Origin of the sequence: Pseudomonas batumici (genome assembly GCF_036585405.1) — a bacterium.
Taxonomy (GTDB): Bacteria; Pseudomonadota; Gammaproteobacteria; order Pseudomonadales; family Pseudomonadaceae; genus Aquipseudomonas; species Aquipseudomonas batumici.
Genome location: NZ_CP144470.1, coordinates 5,374,658 through 5,394,928, shown reverse-complemented (window position 1 = coordinate 5,394,928; position 20,271 = coordinate 5,374,658). Strand labels below are relative to the sequence as shown.

General features: G+C 64.5%; 19 protein-coding genes. 5 read left to right on the top strand and 14 right to left on the bottom strand.

Translation table 11 applies throughout. The features are described from left to right. The first annotated feature begins 13 nt into the window (after nucleotides 1-13). Nucleotides 14-553, top strand: a complete 540-nt coding sequence (locus NUH87_RS24605; RefSeq protein ID WP_338523038.1) for a TetR/AcrR family transcriptional regulator — start codon at nucleotides 14-16, stop codon at nucleotides 551-553. 123 nt (nucleotides 554-676) lie between these two features. Then, on the top strand, nucleotides 677-4,147 hold the full coding sequence (locus NUH87_RS24600) for a NahK/ErcS family hybrid sensor histidine kinase/response regulator (protein WP_338523037.1): 3,471 nt from the start codon (nucleotides 677-679) through the stop codon (nucleotides 4,145-4,147). Nucleotides 4,148-4,295: 148 nt separating this feature from the next. On the opposite strand, the gene rmuC is transcribed toward NUH87_RS24600, so the two are convergent. Next, nucleotides 4,296-5,660: a DNA recombination protein RmuC gene (gene rmuC, locus NUH87_RS24595; RefSeq protein WP_338526928.1), complete on the bottom strand. Its 1,365-nt coding sequence runs from the start codon at nucleotides 5,658-5,660 to the stop codon at nucleotides 4,296-4,298. Between the two features lie 1,184 nt (nucleotides 5,661-6,844). Here rmuC and NUH87_RS24590 point away from each other — a divergent pair. The 3 genes from NUH87_RS24590 to NUH87_RS24580 all read left to right on the top strand — a co-directional run bounded on the left by NUH87_RS24590 (nucleotide 6,845) and on the right by NUH87_RS24580 (nucleotide 9,268). Beyond that, nucleotides 6,845-7,069 (top strand): hypothetical protein, encoded by a 225-nt coding sequence (locus NUH87_RS24590; protein ID WP_040070161.1) that lies wholly within the window; start codon nucleotides 6,845-6,847, stop codon nucleotides 7,067-7,069. Between the two features lie 291 nt (nucleotides 7,070-7,360). Next, nucleotides 7,361-7,843 (top strand): hypothetical protein, encoded by a 483-nt coding sequence (locus tag NUH87_RS24585; protein ID WP_040070160.1) that lies wholly within the window; start codon nucleotides 7,361-7,363, stop codon nucleotides 7,841-7,843. 144 nt (nucleotides 7,844-7,987) lie between these two features. After that, a complete protein-coding gene (locus NUH87_RS24580; RefSeq protein WP_338523036.1) occupies nucleotides 7,988-9,268 on the top strand; it encodes an OmpP1/FadL family transporter in 1,281 nt (426 codons plus the stop codon). Nucleotides 9,269-9,365: 97 nt separating this feature from the next. On the opposite strand, the gene NUH87_RS24575 is transcribed toward NUH87_RS24580, so the two are convergent. The 13 genes from NUH87_RS24575 to cobO form a co-directional block, all read right to left on the bottom strand. Then, nucleotides 9,366-9,488, bottom strand: coding sequence for a hypothetical protein (locus tag NUH87_RS24575; protein ID WP_338523035.1), 123 nt, complete (start codon nucleotides 9,486-9,488; stop codon nucleotides 9,366-9,368). Further along, nucleotides 9,485-10,684: an MFS transporter gene (locus NUH87_RS24570; protein ID WP_167337451.1), complete on the bottom strand. Its 1,200-nt coding sequence runs from the start codon at nucleotides 10,682-10,684 to the stop codon at nucleotides 9,485-9,487. The genes NUH87_RS24575 and NUH87_RS24570 overlap by 4 nt, the downstream gene beginning before the upstream one ends. Before the next feature lie 61 nt (nucleotides 10,685-10,745). Beyond that, the gene (locus NUH87_RS24565; protein WP_040070157.1) at nucleotides 10,746-11,159 is read right to left on the bottom strand and encodes a MarR family winged helix-turn-helix transcriptional regulator; all 414 of its coding nucleotides are present in this window, start codon (nucleotides 11,157-11,159) and stop codon (nucleotides 10,746-10,748) included. Nucleotides 11,160-11,361: 202 nt separating this feature from the next. Next, complete coding sequence (locus NUH87_RS24560; protein WP_338523034.1) at nucleotides 11,362-12,099, bottom strand: adenosylcobinamide-GDP ribazoletransferase; 738 nt, start codon at nucleotides 12,097-12,099, stop codon at nucleotides 11,362-11,364. Continuing rightward, nucleotides 12,096-12,671: an alpha-ribazole phosphatase family protein gene (gene cobC, locus NUH87_RS24555; protein ID WP_338523033.1), complete on the bottom strand. Its 576-nt coding sequence runs from the start codon at nucleotides 12,669-12,671 to the stop codon at nucleotides 12,096-12,098. The genes NUH87_RS24560 and cobC overlap by 4 nt, the downstream gene beginning before the upstream one ends. Beyond that, the gene (cobT, locus tag NUH87_RS24550; RefSeq protein ID WP_338523032.1) at nucleotides 12,668-13,723 is read right to left on the bottom strand and encodes a nicotinate-nucleotide--dimethylbenzimidazole phosphoribosyltransferase; all 1,056 of its coding nucleotides are present in this window, start codon (nucleotides 13,721-13,723) and stop codon (nucleotides 12,668-12,670) included. Before cobT ends, cobC begins: the two co-directional genes overlap by 4 nt. Beyond that, on the bottom strand, nucleotides 13,720-14,241 hold the full coding sequence (gene cobU / locus NUH87_RS24545) for a bifunctional adenosylcobinamide kinase/adenosylcobinamide-phosphate guanylyltransferase (protein ID WP_338523031.1): 522 nt from the start codon (nucleotides 14,239-14,241) through the stop codon (nucleotides 13,720-13,722). The genes cobT and cobU overlap by 4 nt, the downstream gene beginning before the upstream one ends. Nucleotides 14,242-14,256: 15 nt before the next feature. Continuing rightward, nucleotides 14,257-15,711 (bottom strand): cobyric acid synthase, encoded by a 1,455-nt coding sequence (locus NUH87_RS24540; RefSeq protein WP_040070152.1) that lies wholly within the window; start codon nucleotides 15,709-15,711, stop codon nucleotides 14,257-14,259. Continuing rightward, on the bottom strand, nucleotides 15,708-16,700 hold the full coding sequence (gene cobD / locus NUH87_RS24535; RefSeq protein ID WP_338523030.1) for a threonine-phosphate decarboxylase CobD: 993 nt from the start codon (nucleotides 16,698-16,700) through the stop codon (nucleotides 15,708-15,710). The genes NUH87_RS24540 and cobD overlap by 4 nt, the downstream gene beginning before the upstream one ends. Continuing rightward, complete coding sequence (cbiB, locus tag NUH87_RS24530; RefSeq protein WP_040070150.1) at nucleotides 16,693-17,601, bottom strand: adenosylcobinamide-phosphate synthase CbiB; 909 nt, start codon at nucleotides 17,599-17,601, stop codon at nucleotides 16,693-16,695. The genes cobD and cbiB overlap by 8 nt, the downstream gene beginning before the upstream one ends. After that, nucleotides 17,598-18,248 (bottom strand): 5,6-dimethylbenzimidazole synthase, encoded by a 651-nt coding sequence (gene bluB, locus NUH87_RS24525; protein WP_338523029.1) that lies wholly within the window; start codon nucleotides 18,246-18,248, stop codon nucleotides 17,598-17,600. Before bluB ends, cbiB begins: the two co-directional genes overlap by 4 nt. Then, nucleotides 18,245-19,603, bottom strand: a complete 1,359-nt coding sequence (locus tag NUH87_RS24520) for a cobyrinate a,c-diamide synthase (RefSeq protein WP_338523028.1) — start codon at nucleotides 19,601-19,603, stop codon at nucleotides 18,245-18,247. Before NUH87_RS24520 ends, bluB begins: the two co-directional genes overlap by 4 nt. Further along, entirely contained in the window at nucleotides 19,600-20,211 is a 612-nt protein-coding gene (cobO, locus tag NUH87_RS24515; protein WP_338523027.1) for a cob(I)yrinic acid a,c-diamide adenosyltransferase, read from the bottom strand. Before cobO ends, NUH87_RS24520 begins: the two co-directional genes overlap by 4 nt. Nucleotides 20,212-20,271 lie beyond the last annotated feature (60 nt).

Genomic DNA, 20,271 nt, shown 5'->3' with positions numbered 1-20,271 from the left:
TTAAGGTTTTGGCATGGCGATCAAAGAAAGTGTACGCCCGGGCGGCCGCAGCGCCCGGGTGCAGGAATCGATTCATCAGGCCGTCCGTGCGCTTCTCGAAGAGCAGGACCGCGCGAGCCTGACCGTCCCGCAGATCGCGGCGCGGGCCGGCGTCACGCCCTCGACCATCTATCGGCGCTGGGGCGACCTGGCGGCGTTGTTGGCGGATGTGGCGTTTGCCCGCATGCGTCCGGAGGCCGAACCGGCCAATACCGGCAGCCTGCGCGGCGACCTGCAGGCCTGGGCCGAGCAGTACCTGGATGAAATCAGCTCGGAACCGGGTCGGCAGATGATGCGGGATGTGCAATGCCGCGCCACCACCGGCTATTGCACGACCATCCTCGGCGGGCAGCTGCAGAGCATTCTCGATCGTTACCCGGATGAAACGCAGCCCGGCGTCGAGCACCTGCTCGACCTGATCGTCGCGCCGACGGTGTTCCGCGTGCTGTTCTCGGACAAGGCGTTGAGTGTCGAAGCCTTGCACCGGCAGATAGACATCGCCCTGCAAGGCTGAACAATCGCCTGCGGCACTCGGCCGCGCTGCGACCTTGGTCGACACTGACGCCGCCCGGCCATCGTGCGAGACTGTAGTGCCAGGGCCGGACTGCCCTGGGAATGTCTTTTGCCCGGAGTTTCCATGTCACTGTCCAGCGGGCTGATCGCCGCCGTCGCCCTGGCCTATATGGCCATCATGTTCGCCATCGCCTTTTATGGCGACCGCCGCAGCGCGCCCTTGCCGCCGCGCATGCGGGCCTGGGTGTACAGCCTGTCGCTGGCCGTCTATTGCACCAGCTGGACCTTCTTCGGCGCGGTCGGCCAGGCCGCCGACCAGCTCTGGGCATTCCTGCCGATCTACCTGGGACCCGTGCTGTTGCTGGTGTGCGCGCCCTGGGTCCTGCAAAAGATGGTGCTGATCAGCAAACAGGAAAACATCACCTCCATCGCCGACTTCATCGCCGCCCGCTATGGCAAGTCGCAGACCCTGGCGGTGGTGGTGGCGCTGATCTGCCTGGTCGGTGTGCTGCCGTATATCGCCCTGCAACTCAAGGCCATCGTCCTCGGCGTCAACCTGCTGATCGGCGCCGGTGCCGATGCCATGGGCGTGCGGGCCCAGGACACGGCGCTGGTGGTGTCGCTGATCCTGGCGCTGTTCACCATCGTCTTCGGCACCCGCAACCTCGACGCCACCGAACACCACCGGGGCATGGTGCTGGCGATCGCCTTCGAATCGCTGGTCAAGCTGTTGGCCTTTCTCGCCGTCGGGGCCTTTATCACCTACGGCCTGTATGACGGTTTCGACGACCTGTTCGACCAGGCCCGCACCTCGGCGCTGCTGGCGCAATACTGGGAGGAAACGGTCAACTGGCCGTCCATGGTGGTGCAGACCGGCGTGGCGATGATGGCGATCATCTGCCTGCCCCGGCAGTTCCATGTCACCGTGGTGGAGAACATCGAGCCGCAGGACCTGCGCCTGGCCAAGTGGGTGTTCCCGGCCTACCTGATCCTGGCGGCCCTGTTCGTGGTGCCCATCGCCCTGGCCGGGCGCATGATGTTGCCCACGGACGTATTGCGCGATTCCTACGTCATCAGCCTACCCCTGGCCCAGGCCCATCCGGCGCTGGCCTTGCTGGCCTTTATCGGCGGGGCCTCGGCGGCCACCGGCATGGTGATCGTCGCCAGCGTCGCGCTGTCGACCATGGTCTCCAACGACATGCTGCTGCCCTGGTTGCTGCGTCGGCAGAACTCCGAGCGGCCGTTCGAAGTCTTCCGCCACTGGATGCTCTCGGTGCGCCGGGTCAGCATCGTCGCCATCCTCCTGCTGGCCTACGTCAGCTACCGCCTGCTGGGCTCGAACGCGAGCCTGGCGACCATCGGCCAGATCGCCTTCGCCGCCGTGACCCAACTGGCGCCGGCCATGCTCGGCGCGCTGTACTGGAAACAGGCCAACCGCCGCGGTGTGTTTGCCGGGATCGCCGGGGGCACCTTCCTCTGGTTCTACACCCTGGTCCTGCCGATCGCCGCCCATAGCCTGGGCTGGTCGCTAGACAGTTTCCCTGGCCTCGCGTGGCTGCACGCCAACCCGCTGAACCTGCCGATCAGCCCCCTGACCCAAGGCGTGGTGCTGTCCCTGGCGGGTAACTTCACCTTGTTCGCCTGGGTCTCGGTGCTGTCGCGCACGCGGGTCTCCGAGCACTGGCAGGCCGGACGCTTCATCGGCCAGGAACTCCACGCCCGCCCCGGCGGCCGCTCGCTGCTGGCGGTGCAGATCGAAGACCTGCTGACCCTCGCCGCACGCTTTGTCGGCGAGGAGCGCGCGCAGCAGAGCTTTATCCGCTTCGCCTATCGCCAGGGCAAGGCTTTCAACCCGAACCAGAACGCCGACAGCGACTGGATCGCCCACACCGAACGCCTGCTGGCCGGGGTACTCGGGGCTTCCTCGACCCGGGCAGTGGTGAGGGCCGCCATCGAAGGGCGGGAAATGCAGCTCGAAGACGTCGTGCGTATCGCCGATGAAGCCTCCGAAGTGCTGCAGTTCAACCGGGCCCTGCTGCAGGGCGCCATCGAAAACATCACCCAGGGCATCAGCGTGGTCGACCAGTCGTTGAAGCTGGTGGCCTGGAACCGTCGCTACCTGGAACTGTTCAATTTCCCGGACGGCCTGATCAGCGTCGGCCGGCCGATTGCCGATATCATTCGCTACAACGCCGAACGTGGCCTGCTCGGCCCCGGCGAGGCCGAAGTGCATGTCGCGCGGCGCCTGCACTGGATGCGCCAGGGCCGCGCGCATACCTCAGAGCGCCTGTTCCCCAACGGACGGGTGATCGAACTGATCGGCAACCCGATGCCCGGTGGCGGTTTCGTCATGAGCTTCACCGACATCACCGCGTTCCGCGAGGCCGAACAGGCCCTCACCGAGGCCAACGAGGGGCTGGAGCAGCGCGTCGCCGAACGGACCCACGAATTGTCGCAACTGAACGTCGCCCTGACCGAGGCCAAGGGCACGGCGGAAGCCGCCAACCAGTCCAAGACCCGTTTCCTGGCGGCGGTCAGCCATGACCTGATGCAGCCGCTGAATGCCGCCCGACTGTTCTCCGCCGCCCTCTCCCACCAGGACGACAGCCTGTCCCGGGACGCCCGGCAACTGGTCCAGCACCTGGACAGCTCGCTGCGCTCGGCCGAAGACCTGATCAGCGACCTGCTGGACATTTCGCGCCTGGAAAACGGCAAGATCACACCCAATCCGCAGCCCTTTGTCCTCAACGAGCTGTTCGACACCCTGGGGGCGGAGTTCAAGGCCCTGGCCCAGGAACAGGGCATGAGCTTCCGGGTTCGCGGCAGTCGCCTGCCGGTGCACAGCGACATCAAGCTGTTGCGCCGGATCCTGCAGAACTTCCTGACCAATGCCTTCCGCTACGCCAAGGGTCCGGTCCTGCTCGGGGTACGGCGCCAGGGCGGGCAGCTGTCGCTAGAGGTCTGGGACCGCGGGCCGGGCATTCCCGAGGACAAGCGCCAGGTGATTTTCGAAGAATTCAAACGCCTGGACAGCCACCAGACCCGCGCCGAAAAGGGCCTGGGCCTGGGCCTGGCGATTGCCGACGGGCTGTGCCGGGTGCTGGGGCATCGCCTGCAAGTGCGCTCCTGGCCCGGGCGCGGCAGTGTCTTCAGCGTCAGCGTGCCGCTGGCCCGCCAGCAGGCCAGCGCGGCCGGCGAGCGCGCGCCGGTCAACGGCCAGGCACTGAGCGGTGCGCAGGTGTTATGCGTGGATAACGAGGACAGCATCCTGATCGGCATGCACAGCCTGCTGACCCGCTGGGGCTGCCGGGTATCGACCGCGCGCAATCGCGAGGAATGCGCCACGTTGCTCGATGGCGGCCTGCGTCCGCAACTGGCGCTGGTGGACTATCACCTGGATGACGGCGAGACCGGTACCGGCCTGATGACCTGGATGCGCACGCGCCTGGCGGAGCCGCTGCCCGGGGTGGTCATCAGCGCCGACCTGCGCCCGGAGACCGTCGCGCAGGTGCATGGGGCAGGATTGGAGTACCTGGCCAAGCCGGTGAAGCCGGCGGCATTGCGGGCCTTGTTGAGCCGGCATCTGCCCCTCTGAAAGACCGGTTCACTGTAGGAGCAGCCGGTCGACGCTCGATTGCTCGCGATGGATGTCAACGATGACGCTGGGCACCTGATACCCCGCGGTGTCCTGACTACCATCGCGAGCAAGCTCACTCCTACAGGGACCAATGTTCGCCTTAAGATCAGTCCGGCAGTTGCACCACGCCGTCCTCGTCGGTCATCGCCCGCTCCAGCAGCTCCGCCGGCAGGCTCTTGCTCGCCCGTGCGCCCAGCAGCTTGAGTTGTTCGCTGCGGCTGATCAGGTTGCCACGCCCGTCGGTCAGCTTGTTCCGCGCGGCAGCGTAGGCCTTGTCCAGTTGCTGGAGGCGATTGCCCACCTCGTCCAGGTCCTGGATGAACAGCACGAACTTGTCGTACAGCCAGCCGGCCCGCTCGGCGATTTCCCGGGCGTTCTGGCTCTGCCGCTCCTGCTTCCAGAGGCTGTCGATCACCCGCAATGTGGCGAGCAAGGTGGTGGGGCTGACAATCACGATATTGCGGTCGAAGGCTTCCTGGAACAGGTTCGGCTCAGCCTGCAGGGCCGCCGAAAACGCCGCTTCGATGGGCACGAACAGCAAGACGAAGTCCAGGCTGTGCAAGCCCTCCAGGCGTTTGTAGTCCTTGTCGGACAGCCCCTTGACGTGATTGCGCAGAGACAGCACATGCTGCTTGAGCGCCGCCTGGCCAATCACCTCGTCGGCGGCGCCCACGTAGTGCTGATAGGCGGTCAGGCTGACCTTGGAGTCCACCACCACCTGCTTGTCACCGGGCAGCAGGATCAGCACATCCGGCTGGAAACGCTCGCCGTCCGGCCCCTTCAGGCTGACCTGGGTCTGGTACTCGCGGCCCTTTTCCAACCCGGCATGCTCAAGCACCCGCTCGAGGATCAACTCGCCCCAGTTACCCTGGGTCTTCTGGCCCTTGAGCGCCCGGGTCAGGTTGGTCGCCTCATCGCTCAGGCGCAGGTTCAACTGCTGCAGACGCTCCAGTTCCTTGCCCAGGGAGAAGCGTTCACGGGCTTCTTGTTGATAACTTTCTTCCACGCGCTTTTCGAAGGACTGGATGCGTTCTTTTAACGGGTCGAGCAATTGTCCGAGGCGTTGCTGGCTGTTTTCGGCAAAACGCGCCTCGCGCTCGTCGAAGATCTTCCCGGCCAGTTCGGCAAACTGCGCACGCAGTTCGTCCCGCGAACCTTGCAGGTCGTTCAGGCGCTGCTGATGGCTGTCCTGCTGTTCGCGCAGCTCGGCACCCAAGGACGCTGCCTGGGCATCCAGCCGGCGTAGTTCGACCTCTTTCTGCGCACGCTCCAGGTTCCAGGCGTGGGCGGCGTCGCGGGCGTTGTCGCGCTCGATCTGCAGCAATTCGACTTCCCGGCGCAACGCGGCCAGCTCCGCCTGCTTGACGGTATTGGCCTGGCTCAGGTCGCTGACCTCGTCGCGGCAGGCATCCAGCTGCGCGTTGACACCGTCCAGCCCCAGGCGGGCACTGCTCAAACGCTCGTCCAGCAGCACCAGCTCGGCCTGGGCGGCACTTGCCCGGCGCTGCAACTGCCAGGCCAGCGCCAGCAACGGCAGCGCCGCGCCCGCCAAACCCAGCAAGAGACTGGTCAGATCCAACGCCATAAGAACTCCCAAGCAGCCAACAGGTGGTAAAGAATCAAGGGTAACGAAGGTGATCGGCGACGGACAGCTCGGGGCGAGGAGAAATCCTGTCGGATGTGAATGCAAGCAAGGCAACTGACCGAAGTTTCATGTGGCACTGCACGCCAGATCGCAGGGCGCGCCACTCTACGCTCTTTTTCGCACGGGTAAAGTCGAAAAAACGCAGCATGCCCGGGCTAGAGCAAGCGCTTGGGACAATCCACAGAAGCTGTGGATAACTCAGTGGACAACCCCTCTCCAACCCTCGCAAAGCCGCATGGAACGGGGCTCGCAGTCAAACTGTCGATTTTTTCACCAATAAAAAAAGACGATATTTTTCATTGACTTGTATGGGCGATACAGGCATTCGAGCGACAGATTGCCCAGGTGACAGTCAGGTGACAAGCCGTGCCGTAATTGTGCACAAGTAGTGCGATAACGGTTATATCGACGCACCGTTTTTGCACAGGCAGGGGCAACCCGCCCTTTCCACCCGCCCTGGCACCGGTCCGTCCGCCTAGGCGAGCGGAGGGTCCGCAGCACCCTGTCGACGAGATCCAGCCTCGACGGAAGACAGCGTCCCCGATGGATATTTTTTCGCCAGAACCCTTCCCTTATCCGTTTCAATGCGATAGTATCCGCGCCGTTAGTACCAAGCTGAAAGTCAATTCCGGTCGAATATATCCCCACAAGCACGCTCCGAATGGATCAGTCGCTCGAAAAAGGGATCGACCCCTCGATGGTTTCCAGGTAAATCTTTCCCCGCACAGCCTTTTGAAAGGCCGCTGCCGAATGTTGTTACTCTGACCGAACCAACCTGCAAGATTGATCAGGATCTTCACCCCGGGCCCAGAACCTTTGCCCTTGTCGTGATTGCCTGCCCTCCTGAGTACCTACCTGCCAGCCCAAGCGCCACTTATTTCATGCGCTGCAAACTGGCTGCTTTGTTCCAGTCAGGTTCTTCGTCCGCCCCATTGTGGTTCGACGCTACTGGAACGTTTTAACGTTACACGGATCAGATTCCGTGTCATTTGCAGGGACACCTAATAATTATGTCGACTCAAATCCAGACCCAGGATGCCATTCGCACCCTCACCAACGCCTTCGCACCGATGAACTGCCTGATCATGGCCGCTCGCAAAGGCAGTTTCAGCTTCACGCTGGTCAACGAACACGGTATCGCCCGTCACAGCGAACGCCTGTATCCAGACCAGTATTCCAGCGCCGAACCGCTGCAGGCAGTGATCGAACGCACGCGCCAGGCCCTGGTCGCCTGAAGCCCGAAACAAGCAGTAACTCAAAAGCCCGGCACTTATCGCCGGGCTTTTTATTGCCTGAAGTTTCGCGATTTTGGCTGTATAGCTAAGTACGAATAAATATATAAGCCGCATGCTCATGGCTTAAATATTTTAAAAACAGTCCTTTACAGCGAAGATATGACACTACACTTCAACTCAAGCGGCCCGGGCCGCTTCCGGCGGGCCTGAACGCCTCCATCGCTGCCAGGGGCCAGGCCACGCCGACCAATAAAAAATCGCCGATCACACGGCAGGAGCATCGAGGGTGTCATGGGTATCGCCGCCAGGGAACTGCGCCTTTATGTGATTCGTCCGACCCTGATGTATCTGGGCCGCCACAGCCCGAGCGCCGAAGCCCTGCTGCTGGGCATCGCCGCCAGCCAGTCGGACCTGGGCTCGGCCCTGCATGATCGCCGTGGACACGGCCTGTATTGCATCGACGAAAGTCGCCATGCCGCGCTCTGGGACCGTTACCTGGCCACGGACCCGGAATTGGCCAGCCTGGTTCGAGGCTTGGCCAGCCAGCACGCTTTTTTCAGCAACCCGAACCTCGAACTTGCCGTGAACCTGCGCTACGCCACCGCCATCGCCTGGTTGCTGGTGGAAGAACACCACCCTCACCTGCCCGCCATCGACGATCTGCTCGGTATGGCGCGGATCTGGCGACAGATTTTCCACCCACAAGGACGCCTGAGAGATTTCACCCGAGCCTGGCAAAGCTGTGACCCATCAGTCACTCCGATCGCTTGCTAGAGCAAAGGAACAGTATCTGAAAAAACCTACCGAACCTGGTCGGATTGTCCTACAAAACCGCTCTATCTCCTGCGATACAGCCTATAGCGCCGAAGCGAAAATGTTGGTAGTTTTCGCCTCGGTGATCACCACGGAGTTCTAATAATGAAAAAAGTAATGCTCAAGACCACACTCAGCCTTTCTGTTGCCCTGGCATCCACCCAGCTTTTCGCAAGTGGCTTTGCCCTTAACGAACAGAGCATCAGCGGGATGGGGACTGGTTTCGCAGGTCGATCTTCTTCTGCCGAAGATGCAAGCACCGTCTACGGCAACCCTGCCGGTATGTCCCTGCTCAAGCGTGACCAAGTAACTGCCGGCGTTGCCGCGATTGATGCCAAGACCGACATCAAGACTGTCCGCGGCGGCCCTCCAGGTGGCACCAGCGACGGCGATATGGTCCCATTTACCGCTGTACCCAATGCCTTCTTCGTCAAACAGCTGGGTAACGGCTGGGCATTGGGTCTGGGTGCCTACGCGCCTTTCGGCCTGATAACCGATTATGAAAGCAGCTTTTCCGGTCGTTATTACGGCCAGAAGAGCGAAGTCAAGGTTGTCACCCTGCAACCGACTGTCAGCTATGCCTTCAACGACGTGGTTTCCGTCGGCTTCGGTCCGACCTTCAACCGTATGAGCGGCGAACTGAGTTCCGCAACCCCTTTTGCACCGACTTTCGGGCGCAATGACGGCTCGATAGACGTCAAGGGCGACGACACCGCGATTGGCTATAACATCGGTGTCATTGTCCAACCCACCGACACCACCCGCCTGGGTCTGACCTACCATTCCAAGGTCAGTTACAACCTGGATGGCCACACCAACGTCAGCGGTGTCGGTTTCGGTCCTTTCAACGGCACCCGCTACAAGGGCTCCCTGGATATCACCACGCCAGAGAACGTGGACTTCTCGATCACCCAGAAACTGGATGATCAGTGGACCGTCTATGCCGGTAGCACCTGGACCCGTTGGAGCCGCCTGAAAAACATCACCATCAACAACGAAGGTGTTCCAGCAGCGCTTGGTGGCTCCGCCGGTCCGATCGGTACCATTGTCGAGCAACAGAACTGGCACGACACCTGGGCTTCGGCTATCGGTGTTTCCTACCGGGTCAACAAGGAATGGGTCCTGCGCAGCGGCTTGTCGGTTGACCAGGCGCCAACCAACAACACCGATCGCTCCGTCCGTATCCCTACGGGTGACCGCCGGGCCATCAGCTTTGGTGCTGGCTACAGCCCAACCGACGACCTGACGATTGACCTCGCTGTTTCCTACCTCAAGGAAGAAGACGTCAACGTCAACCTGAACAACCCGCAAAGAGGTGGCGCCTACACCGCCCGGTACGAAAACAGCGCATGGGGCTACGGCCTGGGCGCCACGTACAAGTTCTGATTCACCACGGGCCTGAACCGCTCGTAGCTGGATAGAAAAAACCCGCATCGTCCGATGCGGGTTTTTTATTGCGCGTGAAAATCCTCTTTCGGAGCTCCTAGCAAGCCCCCATGCCCAGTTGCATCAGCGCCAGGCCGCCCTGATGCCAGCCCCACCAGGCCAGCGCCAGCAGCACGGCGATCACCGCCAGGGCCAGGAGCCGCGACCAGAATGCACTCATGCCAGCCCCGCCTGCGCCTGCAAGCGCGCCACGGGCCGCTCACGCACCGGCCAGTTCAAGGCCGCCGCCAGCAGGCTGAGCAGGATAGACACCTGCCAGATCAAGTCGTAGCTGCCAGTGCGGTCATACACCACCCCACCGAGCCAGCCGCCGAGGAAGGAGCCCAACTGATGGAACAGGAACACGATCCCGCCGAGCATGGAGAGATTGCGCACGCCGAACAGGGTGGCCACGGTGCCATTGGTCAGGGGCACCGTCGACAGCCAGAGAAAGCCCATTGCCATACCGAACAGGTAGGCACTGAACTGCGTGACCGGTACCCAGAGAAACACCGTGATCACCAGCGCCCGCGCCAGGTACAGGGCGGTCAGCAGCCGTGGCTTGGAGATCCGTCCGCCCAGCCAGCCGGCGGTGTAGGTGCCGAAGATATTGAACAGGCCGATCAGCGCCAGCACCGTGGTCCCGACGGTGGCCGGCAGATGCTGGTCCACCAGGTAGGCCGGCAAGTGCACGCCGATGAATACCACCTGGAAACCGCAGACAAAAAAGCCGAATGCCAGCAACCAGAAGCCGGAATGGGAACAGGCCTCGCGCAGCGCCTCGGACAAGGTCTGCTCGCCCGCCAGCTTGGGCAGCGGCTTATCCTTGAGCATGCTCACCAGCGGCACGATCAGCGCCACCAGCACACCCAGTACCAGCAGCGCCGTCGACCAGCCGAGCCAGCCGATCAACCCCAGGGTACCCGGCAGCATGGCGAACTGGCCGAAGGAGCCGGCAGCGCTGGCGATACCCATGCCCATGCTGCGTTTCTCCGGTGGCAAGGCGCGCCCGACCACACCGAGGATCACCGAGAACGAGGTCCCCGACAGGCCGATACCGATCAACAGGCCGGCACTCAGGGACAGGGTCAACGCGGAGTCGGACAGGCCCATGCACACCAATCCGATGGCGTACAGCAGGCCACCGATCAACACCACCTTGGCTGCACCGAAGCGATCGGCCAGGGCCCCGGTGAACGGCTGGGCCAGCCCCCAGATCAGGTTCTGCAAGGCGATGGCAAAGGCGAACACCTCGCGGCCCCAGCCGAATTGCGCGCTCATGGGTGGCAGGAACAGCCCGAAACCATGCCGCACCCCCAGGGACAGCGCCAGAATCAGCGCGCTCCCGAGCAGAATCCAGCCACTTGCACGCCACATCGATGTCATTGTTATGCTCCATTTGCGGGTATATACCCGCTTTATATCAATAAAACGGCGATTACTCGCCGCTTGCCAACTCTTCCAGCAACGCCAGCAGCGCCCTGCGCTTTTCATCCCCCAGGCGCTCCGCCAGACGTTGCTGCGCGGCTTGCCATGCAGGCCCGGCGGCCACCAGCCGCTCGGCCCCGGCATCGGTGAGCCTGACCAGGCGGTTACGCTGGTCGGCGCCTTCGGTCAGAGTGACCAGGCCGTCGCACTCCAACACCCGCAGGTTGCGCCCCAGGGTACTGCGATCCAGGCCCATGGCTTCGGCCAGGCTGGAAATGCTCGGCTGGTCCAGGCGCTGGAGATTGCACAGCAGAGAATACTGGGCGACGTTGATCCCGAAGCCGTCGAGAGCGCCGTCGTAATGCCTGCTGACGCCACGAGCGGCGCGACGCAGGCTGATGCACAAGCAATCGGTTGATAACATGATGTGTGTATATACCCGTAACACTTTGAAAACAAGTTTTTGAGTGATATTCGAGGGTGCGATGACCGACGCCATCGTCGGAACGCCGCCCGCAGCAAGCCGGCTCCCACAAAGTGCCGGGCACTACGATATTCTGCGGTGAAACACGATCTGTGGGAGCCGGCTTGCTGGCGATAGCGGTCGCAGGGCTGGCGTAGAACCATCAAACCAACGCCAAGCCCACCAACACCGCCACTTCCAGCAACTCCAGCAACGCCCCCGCCGTATCGCCTGTAGTGCCTCCCAGGCGCCGCATCATCAACTGCCGCAACCAGCAGAAGCCCAACACCGCCAACAACACCGCCCAGGCGCCCTTGGACCCGGCCAGCAGGCCGCAGAACAGCGCACTCGCCAGCAGCACATACCAGCCGGCCCGGCGTGGCAGATGATCGGCCAACGCCTGCCCCAACCCTCCGGCGCGCACATAAGGCGTGGTCAGGAACAAGCCGAGCAAAGCGCTACGGCCGATCAGCGGTGCGAGCAACAACACCAGCGTCTGCCGCTGCTCGATCAACGCCAACAAGGCACAGAACTTCAACAGCAGCACCAGCACCAGCGTGACCACGGCAATCGGCCCGCTGCGCGGGTCCTTCATGATCAGCAAGGTCCGCTCACGGTCGCCGAAGCCACCCAGCCAGGCATCCGCGCTGTCGGCCAGGCCGTCGAGATGCAGGCCGCCGCTGAGCAGCACCCAGGCCGTCAGCAACAAGGCTGCGTGAAGCAACAGCGGCGCGCCCGCCAACAGGCCATCGAGCGCATAAAGCACGACGCCGAAGAGCAGCCCCACCAACGGGTAGCAGAGCAGCGAACGCCCCATTTCCCGAGGAGCCGGCATCCCCGGCAAGCGAATCGGCAGGCTGCTGAGAAACTGCAAGGCGATCCAGAACGGCAGGCGGTTCACGGCGTCTCCCTCAGCCCACCGTCGGCCGTCGCCTGCAAAGCGAACAAGGCACCGTGGGCCACCTCGATCTGCAACAACTGTTCACGCGGCAACCCACGGGCCCGGGCCAGCAAGACCTTCATCACGCCACCATGACTGACCAGCAGCACGCGCTGACCGGCATAACGCTGCCGCAGGCGCGACACCGCTGTCAGCACCCGCGCGGCGAACTGCTCCACCGGCTCGCCGTCAGGCGGTGTGAAACCATAGGGATCGGACCAGAACCGCCCCAGATCATCGGCGTCCGTCTCCATCAACGCCGCCGCGCTCTGCCCTTCCCAGGCACCGAAATGCAGTTCCCGCAGGTCGCTCTCGATCTCGACCGGCACCCCCAGGCGCGCGCCCAGCTCTTCGGCAAAACGCGCGCAACGCTGCAAGGGCGAACTGATCACCCGGTCCCAAGGCCCTTGTTGCGCCACACCGGCCCGCATCTGCTCCCAGCCCCGGGGCGTCAAGGCGTCGTCCAGGCTGCCGCGCAAGCCGCCGCCCAGTTCGGTTTCGCCGTGACGCAACAGGTCCAGGCGCAAGGTCATGCCGGGCGATCCGCCACGGCCGCCTCGGCAAAGGTCGCCATCTGCCCGTGCAGGTCGCAGGCCAGGCGCAGCAACGGCACCGCCAGCGCCGCGCCGCTGCCCTCGCCCAGGCGCAGGCCCAGATCGAGCAAAGGCTCGGCCAGCAGGCTTTCCAGGACATGCCGATGCCCGCGCTCGGCACCACGATGGGCGAAGATCAGCCACTGCCGGCACTCGGGATTCAAGCGCACCGCCACCATCGCCGCCACGCTGCAGATAAAGCCGTCGACCAGCGCCGCCACGCCCTCCTGGGCACAAGCCAGGTAGGCCCCGACCAACGCCGCGATCTCGAAACCACCCAGGCGGAACAACGCCTGCAAGGGGTCGTCGGTGTGTTCGGCATGCAGCGCCAGCGCCCGCTCGATCACCTGCGCCTTGTGGCTGACACCGGCGGGGTCCAGCCCGGTGCCGGGGCCGGCCAACAGCGCCGCCGGGCATTTCAACAGCGCGCAGGCCACGGCGCTGGCCGAGGCCGTATTGCCGATGCCCATTTCGCCGCCGACAAACAACTCGCTGCCCACCGCCAGCGCACGCCGCACGCTGTCACGCCCGGCCTCCAGCGCCAAGCGGCCCTGGGCTTCGGTCATGGCCGGGGCCTGGGTGAAGTTCGCGGTACCGGCACCGAGCTGCAGATGACGCACACCCGGCAGGTTGAGCATCGGCGTGACGGTGCCGAGGTCATTGACATCCAGCTGCGCGCCCAACTGCCGCGCCAGCACGCTGATCGCCGCACCGCCGCCGACGAAGTTGGCGAGCATCTGCCCGGTCACTTCCTGCGGATAAGCCGACACCCCTTCGGCCACCACGCCATGGTCACCGGCAAAAATCGCGATCCACAGCGTGTCGACCCGCGGCTTGAGCCGCCCCTGCAAACCCGCCAGTTGCACCGCGACCTGCTCCAGCTGGCCCAGGGAGCCGGTGGGCTTGGTCAGTTGCTGCTGACGCTCGAAGGCCGCGTCTTGCGCCTGAAGATCAATTGCCTTGCACGGATTCAGCCACCACGATTCACTCATAACGCAGTTCCTTTCAAAGTCATAGGCAGGCCGGCGACCGTCAGCACCACACGCTGACAACGCTCGGCCAGAGCTTGATGCAGCCAACCGGCTTCATCGACATAACGACGAGTCAATTCGCCCAGCGGCACGATACCCAGACCGGTCTCGTTGCTGACAAAAATGATCTCTCCCGGCAATTGCGCCAGGCTTTGCAACAGGGCTTCGCGCTCGACCTTCAGGCGCTCGGCGTCGTCCAGCATCAGCAGGTTGGTCAACCACAGGGTCAGGCAATCCACCAACAGACAGGCGTCGGCCGCCGCGTTCTCGCGCAGTACCCGGGCCAGTTCCAGCGGTTCTTCGATCAGCTGCCAATGGGCCGGGCGACGCTGGCGATGCAGGGCGACCCGCTCATTCAATTCGCCGTCCAGCGGCTGGCTGGTGGCGATGTAGGTCACCGGCAGCGCGCTTTCAGCCGCCAGGCGTTCAGCCAGGCGACTCTTGCCGGAACGGGCACCGCCAAGGATCAGTTGCAGCATGGTCCGTAGACGTCCTTATTCAAGACCGCAGAGCTGACGCAGGCGGTCGGTATCCAGATGTTTTTCCACCAGGTCGGCCAGGCGTTCGATGTCGCGCTCGCGCAGGGCGTGATAATCCACCTCCTGCACCTGAGCCAACCCGGCCCAGCGTAGCAGTGCACCGCACGCTCGGGGTGACTCGAACAGACCGTGCAGGTAAGTCCCGAGCACCTGTCCGTCGGCGCTGCGGGCACCGTCGCAACGACCATCGTCCAGATGCACCGCCGGTTGCTCCAGCGCCGCCCCGACCGTCACCCCGGCATGGATCTCATAACCGCTGACCTCGGCGTCTTCCAACGCCAGGCGGCCACGCACATTGCGCAGTTGCTTTTCCTGCTCCAGCTCGGTGCTCAGGGCCAGCAGCCCGAACCCGGCACTCGAGCCCGGCGCCCCTTCCAAGCCCAGGGGATCATGCACCTGCTCACCGAGCATCTGCAGGCCGCCGCAGATTCCCAGCAGCTTGCCGCCATAGCGCAGGTGACGGTTGATCGCCGTGTCCCAGCCCTGCTGGCGCAGATAGGCGAGGTCGCTGCGCACGCTCTTGGAGCCGGGCAGGATGATCAGGTCCGCCGCCGGAATGGCCTGGCCGGGACCGATGAATTGCAGATCGACCTGCGGATGCAGGCGCAAGGGATCGAAATCGGTATGGTTGCTGATGCGCGGCAGCACCGGCACCACCACGTTCAGCACCTGGTCGGCCTTGTCGGCCTGGCGCCGGTCGAGGCCGTCCTCGGCTTCCAGGTGCAGGTCCGACACATAGGGCAGCACGCCGATCACCGGCTTGCCGGTGCGCTGCTCCAGCCAATCCAGCCCGGGTTGCAACAAGGCGATATCGCCGCGAAAGCGGTTGATGATGAACCCCTTGACCCGCGCCTGCTCGCTGGGTGACAGCAGTTCCAGGGTGCCCACCAGATGGGCGAATACCCCGCCGCGATTGATATCGGCAATCAGCAGCACCGGGCAATCCACCGCCTCGGCGAAGCCCATGTTGGCGATATCCCCGGCGCGCAGATTGATCTCCGCCGGCGAGCCCGCGCCTTCGACCATCACCACCGGATACGCGGCGCTCAGCCGTTGGTGCGAGGCCAGCACCGCTTGCATGGCGATGGCCTTGTAGTCGTGATAGGCCACGGCGTTCATGGTGGTCACGGCGCGGCCATGGATGATCACCTGGGCACCGGTATCGCTGTTGGGCTTGAGCAGTACCGGGTTCATGTCGGTGTGGGGCGCCAGGCCCGCCGCCTGGGCCTGGACCGCCTGGGCCCGGCCGATCTCGCCGCCGTCGGCGGTCACCGCGCTGTTGAGCGCCATGTTCTGCGGTTTGAACGGCACCACCCGCACACCCTGGCGGGTCAGCCAGCGACACAGGGCGGTCACTAGGGTGCTCTTGCCGGCATCGGAGGTGGTGCCTTGCACCATCAGGGTGGTCATGGCTGCCCCTCGTCGAAGGCGCGCAATGCCTGCTCCAGACGCAGCCAATCCGCTTCATTGGCCGGCAGACCGAAACGCAGGCTGCTGTTCTGGCTGAACAGGCGCAGCAGAATGCCGCGACGGGCCATGAACTCATGGAGCTGCTCGGCCCGCGCCGTCAGCAACCACTGAAACAGCGCGCAACCGCCCTGGGGCGCCAGGCCGAAACGCGTCAGCAGCTCCACCAGGCGCTGGCTGGCCTGCTCGCTGCGCACACGCTGGCGCTCATGGCCGGCGGTATCGCCGAGGCACACCTGCCCCAGCACCCGCGTCGGCCCGCTGACAGCCCAGGGTCCGACCTGTTCGGCCAGCAACTTGAGCAGTTGGCCTTCGGCCAGGACAAATCCCAGGCGCACACCGGCCAGGCCGAAGAACTTGCCGAACGAGCGCAGGACAATCAGGCCGATCTTGTGACTGTGGGCGGCCAGGCTGCGCTGCGGCGTGTTGTCCATGAAGGCTTCGTCCACCACCAGCCAGCCACCGCGCTGGGCCAGCCGGGCGTGCCATTCCAGCAACTGCTCCGGGGCCAGGCTCAGGCCGGTGGGATTGTTCGGGTTGACCACCACCAGCACATCGAGGCTGTCGAGAAAAAAGTCGACTTCGTGCTCCAGCACTTCGCGCACGACGTAGCCATTGCGCCGCCAGGCTTCGGCATGTTCGGCGTAACAAGGCGACAGCACGCCGACCTTGCCGGAACGGCGCAGGCGCGGCAGCAACTGGATCGCCGCCTGGGAGCCGGGCACCGGCAATACCTGGGGTGCGCCGTAATAGGCGCAGGCGGCCCGCTCCAGGCCGTCATCGGTTTCCGGCAGGCGCGCCCAGGCACGCTCGGGGATAGGTGGGATCGGCCAGGGCCAGGGCGCGAGACCGCTGGACAGGTCCAGCCAGTCGGCCTCGGCAATCCCGTAGTGCTCCACCGCCTTGCGCAAGCGCCCGCCGTGCTCAAGCATAGATCTCAGCTCCCAGACAGAGAATCAGCAACCACAACCACACCCCTCGTTGCACCAACTGCCAGCCGCGGTCGATGGAATCGGCACTGGCCGGGTCGCCTTCGCCCAACTGCGGGCGCTGATGCAATTCACCGTGATAAATCGCCGCTCCGCCCAACTCGACCCCCAGCGCACCGGCTCCGGCCGCCATCACCGGCCCGGCGTTCGGGCTGTCCCAGGTCGGTCCCTGGCGGCGCCAGCACTGCAGTGCCAGTCCGGTCTTGCCGAGCACGGCGTAGGTCAGGGCCACCAGCCGTGCAGGAATATAGTTCAAGACATCGTCGATCCGCGCCGCCGCCCAGCCGAAGCGCTCGAAACGCTCGTTGCGATAGCCCCACATGGCGTCCAGGGTGTTGCTCAGGCGATACAGCACCACGCCGGGGGCCCCGGCCACGACAAACCAGAACAGCGCGGCGAACACCGCATCGCTGCCGTTTTCCAGGACCGACTCGGTGGCCGCGCGGGCCACTTCGGTGTGATCGAGCTCCGCGGTCTGGCGACTGACCAGATAGCCCACGCGCTGGCGCGCGCGGTCCAGGTCATCGCTGCGCAACGCCTGGGCCACCGGGGCCACGTGTTCACCGAGGCTGCGCAGGCCGAGGGCGCAATAGAGCGCGAGGATCTCGACGATCCAGCCGACATAGGGCGCCCACGACAAGGCCGTGGCCAGGAGCGTCAGCGGCACCACCGCCATCACCCAGGCGGTGACCCCGTGACTGCGCCAGCCCCGGCCAGCGGAATTGAAACGTTGTTCGATACGGTCCGCCAGACGGCCGAACGCCACCAGCGGATGCCAGCGTTTGGGTTCGCCCAGCAGCGCATCCAGCGCTACTCCAGCGACACTCAACAACGCCACACTCATTGACTCACTCCCCAATAATTTTCATATAACAGTTCACTCAAGGGCCGCGGCCGCGCCCAACCTTCCAATGCCAGCATCGGTGCCGGATAGAAGGCCTCGACCGGTCCCAGGCACAGCACCGCCAGCGGCTTGGCCCCCGCCGGCAGACCGAGCAGTTGCGCCAGTGCCAACGGCTCGAACAGCGAGACCCAGCCCATGCCCAGTCCTTCGGCACGGGCCGCCAGCCAGAGATTCTGGATGGCGCAGGACAAGGACGCCAGGTCCATTTCCGGCAAGGTGCGCCGACCGAAGATATGTCGCTCGCGGTCATCCATCAGCGCGGCGACCAGCACCTCGGCACAGTCGTTGATCCCCTCGACCTTCAATTTCATGAATTCGTCGGAACGCTCGCCCAGGGCCTCGGCGGTGCGTACCCGTTCTTCTTCCACCAACTGCTGGATCCTGACGCGCAATTCGCGCTGGGTAATGCGAATGAAGCGCCAGGGTTGCATCAGACCGACGCTGGGCGCCTGGTGCGCCGCTTCCAGCAGGCGCGAGAGCAATTCGGGGGCTACGCTGCCACCGGCAAAGTGGCGCATATCGCGGCGCTCGCCAATGACGCGGTAGACCGCCGCACGTTCTTCAGGGGTAAAAGCGTTGTCGGTCATGGCCTCTGCGCGGGCAAGTCCGCGCTCTCCGAGAGTGCGCCGGCCTTGGCAGGGTGGATATCAGGTGCCAGAAGCGCGGCGATCGCCCGCGGATTCGACGGAAAATAAAAATGCACGTAAGAGGCGGTCATCCGCCCCTGGCGATACACCACCTCGGCGCCGCGCCCGCCATTGGGGCTCAGGCCCCGGGCAATCGGTTCCAGCGCCGTGGTGGTCAGCGAATGGTGATAGGTGTGACCGCGCAACAGTCCTTCCGGCAAGGTCACCGCCTGCAAGGCCAGGGCCGCCAGGCGCTTCTGCATCACCGCCTCGCCCGGCAGCAGGCCCAGCAGATCGGCGCGCTGCCCTTCGACATCGGTCAACGCATCGAGCAGATAGAGCATGCCGCCGCACTCGGCGAGCAAGGGTTTTCCGGCCTGATGATGGGCACGGATCGCCGCCAGCATCGGCGCGTTCTGCCCCAAGGCCAGGTGATGCAGCTCCGGATAACCACCGGGCAGGTAAAGGCTGTCCGCCTCGGGCAAGTGCCGATCGTGAATCGGTGAGAAAAACCGCAACTCGGCGCCCATCTCCCGCAACAGATCCAGGCTGGCGCCATAGGTGAAGGCAAAGGCCTCGTCACGGGCCACGGCGATGCGCACGCCGGCCAGCAGCGGTTCGACGGCGACCGGTTCAGGCGCCTCAAAGGCCACCGGCGGCGGCAGCGCAACCTCGCAACTGCCGGCCAGAGCCTCGGCGGCGGCGTCCAGGCGCCGGTCCAGGTCATTCAATTCACTGGCCTGTACCAGGCCGAGATGGCGGCTCGGCAACTCGATCCCGGTCTCCCGGGAGAGCGCGCCGTACCAGCGCAGGCCTTCGGTCAGGCTGCCTTCGAGCAATTGCGCATGACGCTGGGTGCCGACGCGGTTGGCCAGCACCCCGGCGAACGGCAGGTCCGGCTGGTAACGCGCCAGCCCCAGGGCCAGGGCGCCGAAGGTCTGGGCCATGGCCGTGCCGTCGATCACCCCGAGCACCGGCACGCCGAAATGCCGAGCCAGGTCGGCGCTGGACGGCGTACCGTCGAACAGCCCCATGACCCCTTCGATCAGGATCAGGTCGGCCTCACCCGCCGCCTCCCAGAGCAGGCGGCGACTTTCCTCGGCGCCGACCATCCACAAATCCAGCTGATAGACCGGCGCACCGCTGGCGCGCTCGTGAATCATCGGGTCGAGAAAATCCGGGCCGCACTTGAACACCCGGACCTTGCGTCCCTGGTTGCGGTGCAGGCGCGCCAGGGCCGCGGTCACCGTGGTCTTGCCCTGGCCGGAAGCCGGCGCGGCGATCAGCACCGCCGGGCAATGACGGGTTTGCCTCATAGCTCGATGCCCTTCTGGGCCTTGATCCCGGCCTGGAACGCATGCTTGAGCAGGCCCATTTCGGTCACGGTGTCGGCCAGCTCGATCATTTCCGGCTTGGCGCCGCGTCCGGTGACCAGAACGTGCTGCATCGGCGGGCGGGCTTGCAGGTCGGTCAACACCTGGTCGAGGTCCAGGTAACCGTGCTTGAGGGCGATATTCAGCTCATCGAGCACCACCAGGCCGATGCCCGGATCACGGAGCATTTCCCGGGAAACGGCCCAGGCGGCTTCGGCGGCGGCGATATCGCGCTGGCGGTCCTGGGTTTCCCAGGTAAAGCCTTCGCCCATCACATGGAAGCGCACCTGCTCGGGGAAGCGCCGGAAGAACAGCTCCTCGCCGGTGCTGTTGCGGCCCTTGATAAATTGCACCACACCGCACTGCATGCCATGGCCCATGGCCCGGGCGAGCATGCCGAAGGCCGAGCTGCTCTTGCCCTTGCCGTTGCCGGTCAGTACCAGCAGCAGGCCGCATTCGTTCGGGGCACTGGCGATACGCTCGTCGATCACTGCCTTTTTGCGCAGCATGCGCGCCAGGTGGCGTTCGTCGCGATCGGGGGATTCGTTCATGGCAGCTCTCCGTTGGGGCTGGATAAGGCAAACGGGGGGCAGGGAAAAACGCGGCCGGAG

Coding starts and splice junctions, on each gene's coding strand:
- NUH87_RS24605 (WP_338523038.1), top strand. CDS start 14: ATGGCGATCAAAGAAAGTGTACGCCCGGGCGGCCGCAGCGCCCGGGTG.
- cobU (WP_338523031.1), bottom strand. CDS start 14,241: ATGCTGCAACTGATCCTTGGCGGTGCCCGTTCCGGCAAGAGTCGCCTG.
- NUH87_RS24540 (WP_040070152.1), bottom strand. CDS start 15,711: ATGACCACCCTGATGGTGCAAGGCACCACCTCCGATGCCGGCAAGAGC.
- cbiB (WP_040070150.1), bottom strand. CDS start 17,601: ATGAGTGTGGCGTTGTTGAGTGTCGCTGGAGTAGCGCTGGATGCGCTG.
- NUH87_RS24580 (WP_338523036.1), top strand. CDS start 7,988: ATGAAAAAAGTAATGCTCAAGACCACACTCAGCCTTTCTGTTGCCCTG.
- NUH87_RS24600 (WP_338523037.1), top strand. CDS start 677: ATGTCACTGTCCAGCGGGCTGATCGCCGCCGTCGCCCTGGCCTATATG.
- NUH87_RS24520 (WP_338523028.1), bottom strand. CDS start 19,603: ATGAGGCAAACCCGTCATTGCCCGGCGGTGCTGATCGCCGCGCCGGCT.
- NUH87_RS24585 (WP_040070160.1), top strand. CDS start 7,361: ATGGGTATCGCCGCCAGGGAACTGCGCCTTTATGTGATTCGTCCGACC.
- NUH87_RS24570 (WP_167337451.1), bottom strand. CDS start 10,684: ATGTGGCGTGCAAGTGGCTGGATTCTGCTCGGGAGCGCGCTGATTCTG.
- NUH87_RS24565 (WP_040070157.1), bottom strand. CDS start 11,159: ATGTTATCAACCGATTGCTTGTGCATCAGCCTGCGTCGCGCCGCTCGT.
- cobT (WP_338523032.1), bottom strand. CDS start 13,723: ATGAGTGAATCGTGGTGGCTGAATCCGTGCAAGGCAATTGATCTTCAG.
- bluB (WP_338523029.1), bottom strand. CDS start 18,248: ATGACCGACAACGCTTTTACCCCTGAAGAACGTGCGGCGGTCTACCGC.
- cobD (WP_338523030.1), bottom strand. CDS start 16,700: ATGCTTGAGCACGGCGGGCGCTTGCGCAAGGCGGTGGAGCACTACGGG.
- NUH87_RS24575 (WP_338523035.1), bottom strand. CDS start 9,488: ATGAGTGCATTCTGGTCGCGGCTCCTGGCCCTGGCGGTGATCGCCGTG.
- cobO (WP_338523027.1), bottom strand. CDS start 20,211: ATGAACGAATCCCCCGATCGCGACGAACGCCACCTGGCGCGCATGCTG.
- cobC (WP_338523033.1), bottom strand. CDS start 12,671: ATGACCTTGCGCCTGGACCTGTTGCGTCACGGCGAAACCGAACTGGGC.
- NUH87_RS24590 (WP_040070161.1), top strand. CDS start 6,845: ATGTCGACTCAAATCCAGACCCAGGATGCCATTCGCACCCTCACCAAC.